This is a genomic window from Azospirillum isscasi, from assembly GCF_030849505.1.
In the GTDB taxonomy this organism is placed as follows: Bacteria; Pseudomonadota; Alphaproteobacteria; order Azospirillales; family Azospirillaceae; genus Azospirillum; species Azospirillum isscasi.
Genome location: NZ_JAUJFI010000152.1, coordinates 1 through 13796 on the forward strand (window position 1 = coordinate 1; position 13796 = coordinate 13796).

Genomic DNA, 13796 nt, shown 5'->3' on the forward strand with positions numbered 1-13796 from the left:
GCGCGTTGAACTGCGAGGCCAGCGACTTGCGCGTGGCGACGGAGCCGGCGTCGGTGCCCAGAGCGGAATAGGCGGCGCAGGGCACCAAGCGGCGCATCAGCCTGTCCAACGGCAAGAGCATCGACGTCACCGTCCCGCCGGGGACGGAGGATCAGGCAAAGCTGCGGCTGAAGGGCCAGGGCCTTCCCGGCGCCGGCGGGCTCGCGGCCGGCGACGCCATCGTCGAGGTTCATGTCGAGGCGCATCCCTTCTTCACCCGCCAGGGCTCCGACATCCATGTCGAGGTGCCGATCACCCTGAACGAGGCGGTCCTGGGCTCGACCATCCGCGTGCCCACGGTCAGCGGGCCGGTCGCGCTGAAGATCCCGGCGGGCGCCAACACCGGCTCCACCCTGCGGCTGCGCGGCAAGGGCGTGATGAACCAGGCGACGAAGCAGGCCGGCGACCAGTATGTGAAGCTGAAGGTGGTCCTCCCCGACCCGCCCGACGCGGAACTGGTGAAGTTCGTCGAGGAGTGGGCCAGGACGCGCAGCTACGACGTGCGCAAGAAGGCCGGGCTGGAGTGATCCGGGGAACGGTCGGGCGAGCCGCCCCGCGGCGCCGGACCGTTAACCCTCCCCTCATCTTTATGTCAAAGAAAAGTCCTGGGCCGAATGCGGTTGATGCGGGGCGGCGGCGCCTTCATCAATGGTGGCGATGTGCCGGAAACGGCTTTCGCTGCTTTCGTAGGACGCCATGCCGCCGATCCCCAAAAAATACCTGACCGCCCTTGCCGCCATTGCTGCGCTTCTGCTTGGCTGGTTCGCCTTCGCGGCCTGGACCGACTACACCCGCGACGGCGCGGAGGAGACCGCGACCTACAGCGACTTGATCGCGGCGGCGGAACGGGGGGACATCGCCTCGCTCACCTTCCGCGGCGACGGCGCGCACGCCGTCACGCCGGACGGGCAGCGCCTGCGGGCCGTCGTGCCGGTCACCGACGACCTGCTGAAGGATCTGCGCGGGCGGAAGATCGCCATCGCCTTCGAGGAGGAGGCCGGCGGGCTGGTGTCCGGCACCGTCTCCGTTCTGGAGAAGCTGGCGCCCTTCCTGGTCATCGGCCTGCTGGTCGGCGCCCTGCTGCTCAGCGGCGGGCAGTTTCTGGGCGGCAACCGTGCCACCCGCGTGCGCCCGCGCGACACCGGCACCGTCTTCGCCGACGTGGCCGGGGTGGACGAGGCGAAGGAGGAGCTTCGCGAAACCGTGGAGTTCCTGCGCGACCCGCGCCGGTTCGCCATGGCCGGCGCCCGCGTGCCCAAGGGCATCCTGCTGGTCGGCCCGCCGGGCACCGGCAAGACCATGCTGGCGAAGGCCGCGGCGGGCGAGGCCGGGGTGCCCTTCTTCACCGTGTCCGGTTCGGACTTCGTCGAGATGTTCGTGGGTCTCGGCGCGGCGCGGGTGCGCAGCGTCTTCAAGACGGCGCGGGCCAGCGCCCCCTGCCTGCTGTTCATCGACGAGGTGGACGCCCTGGCCGGCAAGCGCGGCGAATCCAACTCCCATTCGGAACGGGAGCAGACGCTGAACCAGCTCCTGGTCGAGATGGACGGCATCGTGGACGGCGGCGAGGTGGTCGTCATCGCCGCCACCAACCGGGCGGAGATGCTGGACCCCGCGGTGACCCGCCCGGGCCGCTTCGACCGCCACATCCACGTCGCCCTGCCCGACGTGGCCGGGCGCGAGGCCATCCTGGGCGTCCACACGGGCCGCCTGCGGCTCGCCTCCGACGTCTGCGTGCGCACGGTGGCGCGGGGCACGCCCGGCTTCTCGGGCGCGGAACTGGCCAACCTGACCAACGAGGCCGCCTTGTCCGCCGCGCGCAACGGGCGGGTCATCGTCGGCATGGCCGATTTCGAGGCGGCGAAGGACCGCGTCCTGATGGGCAACGAGCGGCGCAGCCTCGCCCTGTCCGGCCACGAGCGGCGCCTGACCGCCTGTCACGAGGCCGGGCACGCGCTGGTCTCCATCCGCTGCCCGGAGGCCGACCCCATCCACAAGGCCACCATCATCCCGCGGGGCCGCGCGCTGGGCATGGTGGTGCGGCTGCCCGAAGGCGACCGCGTGTCGGTGTCGCGGGCCAAGCTGCTGGCCGACATCGCCGTCGCGATGGCCGGGCGCGCGGCGGAGGATCTGGTCTTCGGGCCGGACGCCGTCACCACCGGGGCGGAGGCCGACTTCCGCGCCGCCACCGATCTCGCCCGCCGCATGGTCACCGCCTGGGGCATGAGCGAGGCCATCGGCTACGTCGCCCACGCCGGCAACGACCCCGCCGTCGTGCGCTCGGAACGCACCGCCTGGCGCATCGACGAGGAGGTCCGCCGCATCACCGACGAGGGGATGGAGCGCGCGCGCCGCATCCTGGCCGCCGACCGCGCAGCGCTGGAGCGGATCACCGCCGCCCTTCTGGAGCGCGAGACGCTGAGCGGCGAGGAGATCGGCGCCCTGGCCGCGGCGGGATGCGAAACCGTCGAACGCGAAACGGCCAAACGCGAAACAGAAGCCGCCTGACGGTGAAATTTCTCATTCACATTCAATGACAAACATTGCTGCATACGCGCATACATTGGTAAAATGCCTTGGATTTTCCGCGCACCTGAACGATCGGCATCGGGGCTGAAGATGGCAAAAGCGGTTGCCCGCCGAACGATACTGGCCTTGGCGCTCGCCGGCATGGCGGCGGGCGGCCTGCCGTGTTCTGCCGCCGCTTCCGCGACCGCTCCGGTCACCGTCAAGGTCGGCGCCTACGAGTTTCCACCCTACGTCACCGAATCCGGCGGTGGCGTGACCCAGGCCCTGCTTGACCTCCTGAACGGGGAGCAGACCGACTTCCGGTTCGAGCTGGTCCGCACCTCCCCCCAGCGGCGCTACGAGGACATGGAGCGGGGGCGGTTCGACATGATCGCCTTCGAAAGCCTCGCCTGGGGCTGGAAGGGGCGCTCCGTCGAGGCGTCGCGGGTCTTTCTGCGCGATGCGGAGGTGTTCGTCGCCAAGACCGGTCCCGGCGTGGACCAGAGCTATTTCGACCGGTTGGACGACAAGACGATCCTGGGGCGGCTGGGCTACCATTACGCCTTCGCCGGGATGACCGCCGATCCGGAGATCCTGGAGAAGCGATTCAACACCCGCCTGACCGTCACGCATGAGGGCAACGTGCGCAGCGTCGCCGCCGGACGCGCCGCGCTGGCCATCGTCACCCGCTCCTTCCTGACGAAATTCCTGAAGGCGAACCCCGACACGGCGCCGCTTCTTCTCGTGTCCGACCGCACCGACCAGATTTACGAGCACACCGTCCTGGTCCGGAGCGGCGGTCCGGTCGGCGTCGCCTGGATGAACGACACGCTGGACCGGCTGGAGCGCAGCGGCGCGTTGCAGGCCCTGTGGGTCCGGCAGGGGATCGCCCCATGACCGAGCTGCGCTCCCTCGCCCATGGCCGGCGCGACCGATCGCTGCTGACCCGCATCGGCAGCATCATCCTGGTCACCGCCGCCGCCGTGGGGGTGGTCGCCGTGGCGGTGTCGGCCAATGTGGTGGAGCACCAGCAATTCTCGGCGCTGACCCGGCGGGCGGAGCTGGTCGCCGCCATGCAGACGGACGCGCTGGCCAACCCGATCTGGGAGATCGACGACCGCGCCGTCCGCAACATCATCGATTCGCTGCGCGAGCGCGACCCGGCCATCCTCGCCGTCTCGGTGTTCGAACCGGGCCGCAGCGAGCCGATGGCGGTGTCCGGCGACCCCAGGAATTCCGCCGATTCCACCGTCATCGAGAAGGTCATCGATCTGCGGGGGCGCGACGGGGTCACCCGGCAGGTCGGGACGCTGCGCCTGCTCTATTCGACGGAGGAGATCCACCGCAACACGCTGGAGGCGCTGCTGCCGGTGGTGGGCCTGCTTCTGCTGTCGCTGGTCACCGCCATCGTGATCATCAGCGTGATGCTGAACCGCGTCGTGCTCGGTCCGCTGCGGCGGCTGACCCAGGCGGCGCAGGCGGTGTCCCGCGGCGATTACGGCGCCCGCCTCGCCACCGAGCGGGAGGACGAGATCGGCGTCCTGACCAAGACCTTCAACCGCATGGCCGAGACCGTCCAGGACTACACCCAGACCCTGGAATCCCGCGTGCAGGAGCGGACGGAGGCGCTGGCCGACATCAACCGCCGAATCATGGACAGCATCAATTACGCCCAGTTGATCCAGTCCTCGATCCTGCCGAAGCCGGAGGTCATGGAGGGCGGGCTGGCCGAGCATTTCGTGCTGTGGCGCCCGCGCGACGTGGTCAGCGGCGACTTCTACTATTACCGCGAGGTCGAGGACGGTTTCCTGATCGGCGTGGCCGACTGCACCGGCCACGGCGTCCCCGGCGCCTTCATGACCATGACCGCCAGCGCGGTGCTGAACAACGTGGTGGACAGCATGGGCGCCGCCGATCCCGCGGCGTTGCTCGCCATGGTGGACGGCAAGGTGCGGGCGGCCCTGCACCAGGACGGCGACGCGGCGAGCTGGGAGGGCGGTTTCGACAACGGGCTCGACCTGGCGCTCTGCCACGTCCAGCCCGCACAGGGGCGGCTGGTCTATGCCGGCGCCCGCCTGCCCCTGACCGTCGCCGGGGCGGAGGGCGGGCTGACCGAGATCCGCGCCGACCGCCGCAGCCTGGGCTACCGCAGCGCCGGCCCCACCCCGGACTTCACGAACCACAGCCTGGAGCTTCGGTCCGGCCAGACCTTCTACATCTGCACCGACGGGCTGACCGACCAGTGCGGCGGCGAACGGGGCCGGAGCTTCGGCAAGCGCCGGCTGCACGGCGTGGTCGAGGAATGCAGCGCCCTGCCGCTCGACCGGCAGAAGGAACGCATCGAATCGAGCCTCTCCGGCTTCCAGGGCGACCGTCCGCAGCGCGACGACATCACCATGGTCGGCTTCCGCGTCCGGCTGGCCGGCACCCCGGCGGCCCCGTCGCGCACCACCCTGTGGGAGATTGCGTAATAGTGCAGCAGGAGAAGCGAATCGGGTGGAAGCCGCTCGACCTACCATTCGAATTCATATAGTTTTCGCGCCGGCCCTGTGAACAATAAGCACCGGTAACGTGGGAGCAGAAGGGATGGCGGCCGTTACGATCGTTGTCGTCGAGGACGAGGCGTCGCTGCGCCGTGACATGATCGAATATCTGCGCGGCTGCGGCTTCGATGCGGTCGGGGTGAAGAACGGGCGCGAATTGGACGAACAGATCGCCGCGCGCCCGGTATCCTTGGTTGTTCTGGACGTCAACCTTCCGGGCGAGGACGGTTTCAAGATCGCCACCCGCCTGCGCGAGAATCCGTCCATCGGAATCATCATGGTGACCGCCCGCGGCTCCACCGTGGACCGGGTGGTCGGGCTGGAGCTTGGCGCCGACGCCTATCTGGTGAAGCCCGTCGAGATGCGCGAGTTGGAGGCCCAGGCCAAGGCCCTGCTGCGCCGTCTGGAGGCGGGCAATGCCGGCGCCGCCCCGCCGGCCCCGCCGGCGTCCGGCCCGCCCCCGTCGGACGAGGCCCACTGGGTGCTGGACGCCACGGCCTGGGCGCTGACCAGCCCGGCGGGCGTGCGCGTCAGCCTGACGAGCATGGAGATGAAGCTGGTCTCGCTGCTGGCCGGACAGGCCCGCCAGCCGGCGACCCGCGACCAGATTTCCGTGGCGCTCTACAACCGCCGCTGGAACCCCGACGACCGCTCCATCGACACGGTGGTCGGACGCCTGCGCCACAAGGTGGAAAACGCCATCGGCGAAACCGCCCCGGTCAAGTCGGTCCACGGGGTCGGCTATGTCTTCTCGGCCCCGGTGCGGATGATCTGATCCCAGACCGGCGCGGACGGAAGCCCCTCAGGCGGCGCCGTCTTCCGGCGGCGTGTCCTTCGGGAAGGTCAGGACGAAGCGCGTCCCCTGCCCCGGTGCGCTGTCCACCGAAATCGTTCCCTTCAGCGCACCGACCGCCAGATTGTGCACGATGTGCAGGCCGAGCCCGCTGCCCCCCTCGCCGCGCCGGGTGGTGAAGAAGGGATCGAAGATCCGCGGCAGATGGTCCGGCGGGATGCCCCGGCCGTTGTCGGTGTAGACCAGCCGCACGGTGCCGGGCTCCGGCTCGTCCACGGTAACCGTCAGCGCGCCGCCCTGCCCCTCCGCGCCCTGCGCATCGACGAAGGCGTGGGTGACGGAGTTCATCACGAAATTGGTCAGGATCTGCGATAGGGCGCCCGGATAGCTGTCCACCACCAGCCCGTCCGGGCAGGACACCGTGATGCCGTGCCGGCTCTGGCGGAGCTTCGGCTCCAGGCTGACCAGCGTCTCCTGGATGTAGCGGTTGAGATGCACGGCCCGCCGCTCGGCGCTGGCGCGGTCCACCGCCACCTGCTTGAAGCTGGCGATCAGCTTGGCGGCCCGCTCGCAATTGGTGAGGATCAGCGCCGTGGTGTCGGTGGCCGTGGTCAGGTAGCGGGAGAAATCCGCCTTGCTCAGTTCCCCCGACTGGGCGCGCCCGCGCAGCCGGGCCGTGGCGTCGGACAGGTGGGACGCGCAGGACACGGCGATGCCCACGGGCGTGTTGATCTCGTGCGCGACCCCGGCGACCAGCGCGCCCAGCGACGCCAGCTTCTCGGCGCGGACCATCGCCTCCTGCGCCTCGCGCAGGTCGGCCAGAGCGGATTCCGCCTCCTGCCGGCGGCGCTCCAACTCCTGGTTGGCGGAGCCGAGCTGCGCCTGAAGCCGGTCGCTGACCCGCACCAGCCGACGCTGCTCGCGCGTGCTCCGTTGAAACGCTTCCACCAGCGCGTCGAACTCGGCACGCAGGTCGGGCGCGGCGGCGCCCAGCCTCTCCCCCAGAAGGCGGGCCTGCTCGATGGCCTGCTCCTCGGCGGCGAAGAGGTTGAAGGTCATGACGCCCCGTCTGCCGGAATCTGCTTCAACGTGAAGGCGACGTGGTGCAGATCCTCGGCGAAATCCTCGCCCAGCTCCTGCATGGACTCGTCGTTCTCCTCGTAGCACCAGGTGACGGAGATGCTGCGCCCGTCGCGGGCCGCCGTCTCCAGCATCTGGAAGATGTTCATCAGGGCCTTCGCGCTGGAGCTGTTGAAGTACAGCAGTTCCATGTCGAAGCGGACGGGATGGCCGCCCGGTTCGGCCAGGAAGCCGCGCAGCGCCGCGAAGATCGGCCCGAAGAAGGTCGCCACGTCGTCGGGATAGGACTCGCCGCTGAGGCGCAGCACGCCCTGGGCAAAGTCGAAATCGACCTCGGGCGTCCGGCCCGTCGCGGGTAATTTCAGGGATTCCATGGTCGTCCGGATGTCCACAGCCGCTTTCAGATCCGAGCCTTGAGGCAGAAGAAGCTCTTGCCCTCGTCCATTTGGAGGAAGTCGTACTCGATGGGTTCGCTGGCGCGGCGCGCGATCTCGATCAGGCCGATGTTGGCGCCCCGCGCGCCCTCTTCCGGGGCTTCGCGCAGTTGCTCCCGGTAATAGGTCTTGATCGCGTCCTTGTCCAAGCCCTTCAGATACTCCAGCCGGTCGCGCAGGCGCGGAACGTCGGCGTTGTACACAGTGTTGCCGCAGACGATGAAGACCTTCCCGCCTTCCATGCCGATGGTGACCATGCCGGCGCTCAGCTCGACCGGCTTCTCACGCGCACCGGTCACCTTTTCCGCGGAATAGCGGATGATGTTCTGCATCTGCTCGACGAAGACGGCGAAGACGCGGCGGACGGTCGGGCCGTCGGTTTCCTCCAGCGTCATCTTCTCGCGCAGCGCCTCGCCCAGGGAATAGAGTATTCCCTCGGACACATAGCCGCTGAACGAAAAGATGATGCCTTTCTCGTCGAGGTCCCGTTTGATCCCGGCGTATTGCTGAGCGAGCATGGTGAATTCCGCGGCGTTTCCGTTGGAGTGCGAAGGGGGCGCCTTTTTGCCATCGCGGTCCGGACCCGTCACCGGTTTTCCGCGTGGCAATGAGTAAGACTACGTTACATTTCCGTTCGCCGCTCTGGAAGGAATATCGGATTGCCGGCCGGCGGCCCGGCGTTGCGGGTTCAGCCTTTCACGGGAAGGCGGACGCGGAAGACGCTGCCCTGCCCGACCGTGCTTTCGGCGGTGATCGACCCGCCGTGCAGCAGGATGATCTGCCGCACCGTGTGCAGCCCGATGCCCGTCCCCGGCACGCCCGCCGACCCCGTGCCCCGGTAGTGCCGTTCGAACAGCAGGGGCAATTCGTTCTGCGGGATGCCGCGGCCCTGGTCGGCCACCTCCACCACCGCCGCCCCGCCCTCGGTTTCCCCGCGCACCGTCACGCGGCAGTCGCCATCCGAGTATTTGAAGGCGTTGTTCAACAGGTTGCTGAACAGCATGCCCAGCAGATGCCCGTCCGCCATCACCATCGGCGGCAGGCGGTCCAGGTCCAGGTGGAAGTCGCAGCCGGCGTAGGCGGTGCGGAAGGGTTCGGTCACCGAACGCAGCAGCGCCGTCAGGTCCACCTCCGCCCGCTGCACCTCCAGCGTTCCGGCCTGGAGCCGCTCGTCGGTCAGATGCGTGTCGATCAGCCCGGTCAGGCGCTGCACGCTGCTGCGGATGACGCGCAGCCGTTCCAGCGCGTCCGGGTTCTCCCGCTCCGCCCGCAGGGTCAGCATCTGGGCGGCGCTGTCGATGATGGCCAGGGGGGTGCGGAACTCGTGGCTGACCATGGTGACGAACTGGCGCTGCTGCTCGCGGGCGACCAGTTCCGCCTCCAACGCGCGTTCCACCCGTTCCTTCGCGGCGACCAGGGCGGCCTGGTTGGCCGCCAGCTCGGCGGTCCGCTCGCCGACGCGCCGTTCCAGCGACTGGTTCAGTGCGATCAGATCCTCATAGAGGCACACATTGTCGAAGCCGATGGTGACGCGGGCGCAGAACAGCTCCAGCAGCCGGTGATCGTCCTCCCGATAGGGTTCGGCGCGCTCCAGGGCGAAGACCGTCGTCCCGTGCTCCCGCGTGCGGAAGGCCAGGATGCAGCGGCCCGGCCCGAAATCGCTCCGCTGCGTTTCGAAGGCGGCGACCACTTGGGCGGTCAGGTCGGGCTCCAGGGCGCCGGAGGCGGGCCGCCCGACGAAGCGGGCGAAGCGGCTGGAGCCGGCGACCACGGTGGCCCGCGTCTTGCCGTCGCCGCGGTCCACCATGCGGCAGGCCAGAACGGCGCCGCCGCTGTTGTCCACGACCTTGCTGAGCTGGTCCACCAGCTCTTCCACCAGCGTGCGCATGGAGCGCGTTTCGAACAGCGGGGCGGAGGCGGCGAGGATGCGCTCCAGCCCCTGGCGGTGCCGCTCGATGGTCACGATGTCGCGCCATGCCCGCAGCCCGCTGACCAGCGTGGTGAACAGGCGCTGCGCGGTGAGTTCGCTCTTGGCCTTGTAATCGTTGATGTCGTAGGCGACGACCACGTCCCGCTCCGGCGCCTGGCCGGGCTGGCCGGTGCGCAGGACGATGCGCATGCGGTGGTTGTTCAGATCCTCGCGGATGAAGCGGACCAGACGCAGCCCGGCGTCGTCCGTCTCCATCACCACGTCGAGCAGCGCCACGGGGATGTCCGGGCGGGTCAGCAGGAGCGACCGGGCGGCGGCGGCGGACAGGGCGCTGATCACCTCGAACGGGCGGCCTTCGAATTCGAAGTCGCGCAGCAGCACCTCGGTCATGGTATGAACCTGGGGATCGTCGTCGACCACCAGGACGGGCCAGGGCTCCGCCGGCCGGAGGTTGGCCGCGGGATCGTCTGCCAATCCGTCGCCGGGGCCGAACAACGGCTCGTCGTCCAGACCTTCGTCCATATCCTGGCCCATCGGCCCCTCCACGCATGACCTACCCGGATGGGTCCGCATCGACGGACAAGGAAGGCACCAAAGCGGTACGAGACCTAAGCCCACCCGTCCAGGGCTGTCGCAAATTGTCACAAAACGCGATGTTTCAGAGACACCTAACACGAATTGGCGTCGTTTCTGCCCTTTGACGAATACCCAAGTATTACCGTTCTCTTTTATACTCTCCGAAAACGAGGGAGTTGGCCCGCGTATGGACATGGACTTCAATGGCCCGGACCCCAATGGCCGGGACCTGAACGGTACTGATCCGGACGGCACGCCCATCGGGCGGTATGCGGCGTTCCGCCGGCTTCTGTCGCGCCTCGACCGCGGTGCCGATGCGGCACGGACCGCGGACAGGCCGGCCGGCCTGCCGATGCGCGCCATGCTTCTCGGCCTGCTGTCCAGCCGCCGCCGTGCGCACACGCGCCGTCTGTGGGCGCGGTGGCTGGAACCGGTGATGCTGCGCGATCCGGCTCTGCTTGCCATCACGGAGCCGTTGCCCGGCTGCATCCGCGTCATCGACACCGCCGGCTGGTGGCCGGCCCTGTCGCGGCGCATGGACGACCTGCCGGCCACCGTGCAGACCCGTCTGGAGGACCGGCTGGCCGAAGGCGCCCTGGAGCGGGTCCTCGCCTCGCCGGAGATGGCCGGCTGGGCCGAAACGCTGCGCAACCGGTCGCTGGCCGTGCTGGACGCGGTGCGCACCAACCCCACCACGCTCGCCCTGTTCCTGGAGGAGGCCAACGCCCACCGCATGCGCGCCGCCAGCGCCCTGACCTTCCCCGGCGGCGTCGCGGCGCTCCGCCCGCTGGACGGCGCGGACGTGGAAACCCTGGCGACCGCGCTGCGCCTGTCCGACAGTTGGCGGATGCTGGGCGGGCGGGCACCGGACATGGAGATCGACGAGTTGCTGGCCTGCGTGCGCGGCGCGCTGACCGGCGGCGGCGTGCCGCCCGAGGCGATGGCCCTGTTCGCGGTGGCCGGCCTCTACACCCGCCGCGACCCTCTGCTGGGAGCGGCGCTGCGGGCGCTCCTGCCGCTGCCTCTGGTCGATGCCGCCGCCTCCTGGCTGACGGAGCATGTGGACGAGACGAACACGGACCGGGCGGACGACGGCGCCGCCTACGCCCTCCCGCCCGGCGGGGGGCACGCGCTGGCCAAAGCGCTGACGGATCGGGCGGTGATGCGATGAGTTTGGACAGCTTCGCCCTCGCCGTTCTCGTCCTTTGCGTGGCCGCACTCGGGATTTCCGTGGTTTACGAGGCGTCGCGCCTCACCGCCGCCACCAGCCGCAAGGCGCTGGTGCGGCGCAAGCTGGACGCCCAGACCGCCGACTTGGCCGCCCTCGACCGCCAGATCGAGGATGCCCAGGCCGCGAGCGCCGCCCGGCAGGAGGTCATCGACCGGCTGACCGCCGAGCGCGGGCGCCTGACCGGGCTGATCGCGTCGGTCAAGGCGTCCAAGGTCGCCCTGGTGCACGAAATCGGCGACGCGCAGAGCGGCGCGCAACGCTACGAGAGCGAACTGCGCACCGTCCCGGATTTCGCCCGGCTCGACCCCCGGCGCATGCTGTTCGCGCGGGCCATCTGGGACCGCCGGAACATCGCCCGCGTCTGGGCGGACACGCCGGATGCCGCCGCGGCGATGCTCCAGCGCGCCTTCAGCACGCGCAACGGCGTCCTGTCCTCGCGGCCGGAAACGATTCCGCTGATCCCGGCCGGAAACGCCCCCCCGGTCGGAAACGGGGCCAACGACAGCGCGCGGCCGGTTTCCCCATGACGGCGATCATCCTCTATGCGGCGCTGCTTCTTCTGGCGGCCAGCGTCCTGGTGAACCGCATGGGCGAGCGCCGCGTCCGCGCGACGCGTGAGGCGCTTGCCACCGCCGACAAGGACATCCGGACCATGGAGCAGCGTGTCCAGGAATCCCGGAAGACGCTGGAGGCGGCGCGCGGGAAGCTGGGCGGCCTGGAAGAGGCGCTGGTGGAGGCGAAGCGGCAGACCGAAGTGTTGGAAGGGCAGCTCGACGCGCTCCAACAGACGCCGGTGGAGCTGTACCACGTCTTCGACCGGCTGGAGGCCCGCCCCGGAACCATCTGGGAGGTGACGGTGCGCCGCGCCCCGGACGCGCTCTACACCAGCGCCGCCATGGCCGCGTCCTGGCGCGACGGGCGGACCTACCTGATCGTCGCCTCCAACCAGAAGGAGGCGCTGGACCGCGCCGCCCAGCGCTTCCCCCGCGTGAACGGCTACGAGGTCGGCCCGGTCCTGACCTGCCGCCTGTTCCTGGCCAAGGACGCCGAACGCAAGCGGGCCTGACGCGCTTGGTGAGGCACGCCACAGCGCGGGGCGGTCTCCGCCGCTAAGGTGGGGCACACCATCCCCTTGCCCCGGTAAGCGCCATGACCCGCCGCATCGCAACCCGCCTTCCGACCGTTCCGCAGCCGTCCGCCCGTGAACAAGCGGCGGCCAAGACCGCTCCCCTGCCCCTGGACGACCGCCGTTGCCCGCGCCGCGAGGTCGCCATGCTGAGCGAAACGGACAGCGGCTATCGCTGGGACGGGGCTTGACCGGGCCACCCGCGTCCCTATATCCCCGTCGCCCACCCGTGAGGACGACCTCACCGACGCACGCCCGCGACGGGCGTGGGGAACCCGGCGGGGACGACCCTGCCTCCATGCTATCGGAGGTGCCCCGTGTCCTGGGTCATCCTGTTCTTCGCCGGCCTGTTCGAAATCGGCTGGGCCGTCGGCCTGAAGCAGACGGACGGGTTCACCCGTCCCATTCCCACCGCGCTCACCATCGGTTCGATGATCGTCAGCCTCGCCCTGCTGGGGCTGGCGCTGAAGTCGCTGCCGCTGGGCACGGCCTACGCCGTGTGGACCGGCATCGGAACGGTCGGCACCGTGGCTCTGGGCATCTGGCTCTACGGCGAATCCGCCGACCTGCTGCGGCTCGGCTGCATCGCGCTGATCGTGGCGGGCATCCTCGGGCTGAAGCTCATCACGCCCTGATCCGTCAAGCCCGCACCCGCCGCCGGGCCGCCCGCGCGGCGTAGCCGATCCCCCCGGCCACCGCGAGGCCGGCGAGGAAGGCGAAGCCGCGCGCCGCGGTGCCCGTGGTGCTCAGCGCCAGGCCCTGCTCCTGCCCGGCAAAACGCCCGTGCGTGCGGTGCAGGCCGGGAACCGGCTGGAACAGGTTGTCGGGCCGGTCCGGCGTTTCCGCCTCGTCCGTCTCCTGCCCTTCGAAGGCGGTGAAGGCCGCCCGGTAATCCGCATAGGCGGGCAGCGCCTGCGTTCCGATGATCGCCTCGGCGGTCGTGAAGCCCAGCCAGTGCTCCCGCTTCGGGTCCGCCGCGGCCCGGACGATGGCCCGCCCGATGCCGTCCGGATCGAAGATCGCGCCGACCGGGCGCGCCCGGCGCGGCATGTGGCTGCGCGCCCAGTCGAACTGCGGCGTGTTGACGGCGGGCAGATGGACCATGGTCACCCGAAGGCGGCTGCCGTCGTGGATCAGTTCCGACCGAAGGCTGTCGATGAAGCCGCGGATGGCGCTCTTGGCGCCGCAATAGGCGGCCTGGAGCGGGATGGAGCGGTAGGCGAGCGCCGACCCGACCTGAAGGATGAGGCCGCGGTCGCGCGGCAGCATATGGCGCAGCGCCGCCAGGGTGCCGTGGACGGAGCCGAGATAGGTCACCTCGGTCACCCGCCGGATTTCCTCGGGCGTCAGGTCGCGGACGCGCCCGAACACCGTCACCATGGCGTTGTTGACCCACACGTCGATGGGACCGAGCGACCGCTCGACGGCATCGGCGGCGGCCCGCACCGCGTCGGCGTCGGCCACGTCGGCGGGCAGGACCAGCGCCCTGCCGCCGAGCCGCTCGATCTCCGCCGCCACGTCCTCCAGCGCCGGGCGGGA

At 69.9% G+C, this 13796-nt stretch carries 15 protein-coding genes; 10 read left to right on the forward strand and 5 right to left on the reverse strand.

Going from position 1 to position 13796, the window contains the following annotated elements:
• Positions 1–119: 119 nt before the first annotated feature.
• The 5 genes from QSG27_RS22860 to QSG27_RS22880 all read left to right on the forward strand — a co-directional run bounded on the left by QSG27_RS22860 (position 120) and on the right by QSG27_RS22880 (position 5862).
• Positions 120–566, forward strand: a complete 447-nt coding sequence (locus QSG27_RS22860; RefSeq protein ID WP_407653260.1) for a DnaJ C-terminal domain-containing protein — start codon at positions 120–122, stop codon at positions 564–566.
• 169 nt (positions 567–735) lie between these two features.
• The gene (gene ftsH, locus QSG27_RS22865; RefSeq protein ID WP_306710202.1) at positions 736–2544 is read left to right on the forward strand and encodes an ATP-dependent zinc metalloprotease FtsH; all 1809 of its coding nucleotides are present in this window, start codon (positions 736–738) and stop codon (positions 2542–2544) included.
• A gap of 111 nt (positions 2545–2655) precedes the next feature.
• Entirely contained in the window at positions 2656–3441 is a 786-nt protein-coding gene (locus QSG27_RS22870) for a substrate-binding periplasmic protein (protein WP_306710203.1), read from the forward strand.
• Positions 3438–5015 (forward strand): SpoIIE family protein phosphatase, encoded by a 1578-nt coding sequence (locus tag QSG27_RS22875; protein WP_306710204.1) that lies wholly within the window; start codon positions 3438–3440, stop codon positions 5013–5015. Before QSG27_RS22870 ends, QSG27_RS22875 begins: the two co-directional genes overlap by 4 nt.
• A 115-nt stretch (positions 5016–5130) precedes the next feature.
• Complete coding sequence (locus QSG27_RS22880) at positions 5131–5862, forward strand: response regulator transcription factor (protein ID WP_306710206.1); 732 nt, start codon at positions 5131–5133, stop codon at positions 5860–5862.
• Between the two features lie 27 nt (positions 5863–5889).
• Here QSG27_RS22880 and QSG27_RS22885 read toward each other — a convergent pair whose 3' ends face one another.
• From QSG27_RS22885 to QSG27_RS22900, 4 genes are all read right to left on the reverse strand, one after another.
• Entirely contained in the window at positions 5890–6939 is a 1050-nt protein-coding gene (locus tag QSG27_RS22885) for a sensor histidine kinase (protein WP_306710207.1), read from the reverse strand.
• Positions 6936–7352, reverse strand: a complete 417-nt coding sequence (locus QSG27_RS22890) for a DUF1987 domain-containing protein (protein ID WP_306710210.1) — start codon at positions 7350–7352, stop codon at positions 6936–6938. The genes QSG27_RS22885 and QSG27_RS22890 overlap by 4 nt, the downstream gene beginning before the upstream one ends.
• 8 nt (positions 7353–7360) lie before the next feature.
• Positions 7361–7912 (reverse strand): SiaB family protein kinase, encoded by a 552-nt coding sequence (locus tag QSG27_RS22895; protein WP_306710211.1) that lies wholly within the window; start codon positions 7910–7912, stop codon positions 7361–7363.
• Between the two features lie 170 nt (positions 7913–8082).
• The gene (locus tag QSG27_RS22900) at positions 8083–9858 is read right to left on the reverse strand and encodes an ATP-binding response regulator (RefSeq protein ID WP_306710213.1); all 1776 of its coding nucleotides are present in this window, start codon (positions 9856–9858) and stop codon (positions 8083–8085) included.
• A gap of 229 nt (positions 9859–10087) precedes the next feature.
• Here QSG27_RS22900 and QSG27_RS22905 point away from each other — a divergent pair, with 229 nt between their 5' ends.
• The 5 genes from QSG27_RS22905 to sugE all read left to right on the forward strand — a co-directional run bounded on the left by QSG27_RS22905 (position 10088) and on the right by sugE (position 12892).
• A complete protein-coding gene (locus QSG27_RS22905) occupies positions 10088–11071 on the forward strand; it encodes a hypothetical protein (protein ID WP_306710215.1) in 984 nt (327 codons plus the stop codon).
• Positions 11068–11658 (forward strand): hypothetical protein, encoded by a 591-nt coding sequence (locus tag QSG27_RS22910; protein WP_306710217.1) that lies wholly within the window; start codon positions 11068–11070, stop codon positions 11656–11658. The genes QSG27_RS22905 and QSG27_RS22910 overlap by 4 nt, the downstream gene beginning before the upstream one ends.
• The gene (locus tag QSG27_RS22915; protein WP_306710219.1) at positions 11655–12197 is read left to right on the forward strand and encodes a hypothetical protein; all 543 of its coding nucleotides are present in this window, start codon (positions 11655–11657) and stop codon (positions 12195–12197) included. The genes QSG27_RS22910 and QSG27_RS22915 overlap by 4 nt, the downstream gene beginning before the upstream one ends.
• Before the next feature lie 83 nt (positions 12198–12280).
• A complete protein-coding gene (locus QSG27_RS22920; protein WP_306710221.1) occupies positions 12281–12448 on the forward strand; it encodes a hypothetical protein in 168 nt (55 codons plus the stop codon).
• A 126-nt stretch (positions 12449–12574) separates the two neighbouring features.
• A complete protein-coding gene (sugE, locus tag QSG27_RS22925; protein WP_306710223.1) occupies positions 12575–12892 on the forward strand; it encodes a quaternary ammonium compound efflux SMR transporter SugE in 318 nt (105 codons plus the stop codon).
• Between the two features lie 4 nt (positions 12893–12896).
• Here the strand turns inward: sugE and QSG27_RS22930 are convergent.
• Positions 12897–13796 (reverse strand): SDR family oxidoreductase (locus tag QSG27_RS22930; protein ID WP_306710225.1); only part of this gene is annotated, 900 nt, incomplete at its 5' end.

Coding starts and splice junctions, on each gene's coding strand:
- ftsH (WP_306710202.1), top strand. CDS start 736: ATGCCGCCGATCCCCAAAAAATACCTGACCGCCCTTGCCGCCATTGCT.
- QSG27_RS22870 (WP_306710203.1), top strand. CDS start 2,656: ATGGCAAAAGCGGTTGCCCGCCGAACGATACTGGCCTTGGCGCTCGCC.
- QSG27_RS22875 (WP_306710204.1), top strand. CDS start 3,438: ATGACCGAGCTGCGCTCCCTCGCCCATGGCCGGCGCGACCGATCGCTG.
- QSG27_RS22880 (WP_306710206.1), top strand. CDS start 5,131: ATGGCGGCCGTTACGATCGTTGTCGTCGAGGACGAGGCGTCGCTGCGC.
- QSG27_RS22885 (WP_306710207.1), bottom strand. CDS start 6,939: ATGACCTTCAACCTCTTCGCCGCCGAGGAGCAGGCCATCGAGCAGGCC.
- QSG27_RS22895 (WP_306710211.1), bottom strand. CDS start 7,912: ATGCTCGCTCAGCAATACGCCGGGATCAAACGGGACCTCGACGAGAAA.
- QSG27_RS22900 (WP_306710213.1), bottom strand. CDS start 9,858: ATGGGCCAGGATATGGACGAAGGTCTGGACGACGAGCCGTTGTTCGGC.
- QSG27_RS22905 (WP_306710215.1), top strand. CDS start 10,088: ATGGACATGGACTTCAATGGCCCGGACCCCAATGGCCGGGACCTGAAC.
- QSG27_RS22910 (WP_306710217.1), top strand. CDS start 11,068: ATGAGTTTGGACAGCTTCGCCCTCGCCGTTCTCGTCCTTTGCGTGGCC.
- QSG27_RS22915 (WP_306710219.1), top strand. CDS start 11,655: ATGACGGCGATCATCCTCTATGCGGCGCTGCTTCTTCTGGCGGCCAGC.
- QSG27_RS22920 (WP_306710221.1), top strand. CDS start 12,281: ATGACCCGCCGCATCGCAACCCGCCTTCCGACCGTTCCGCAGCCGTCC.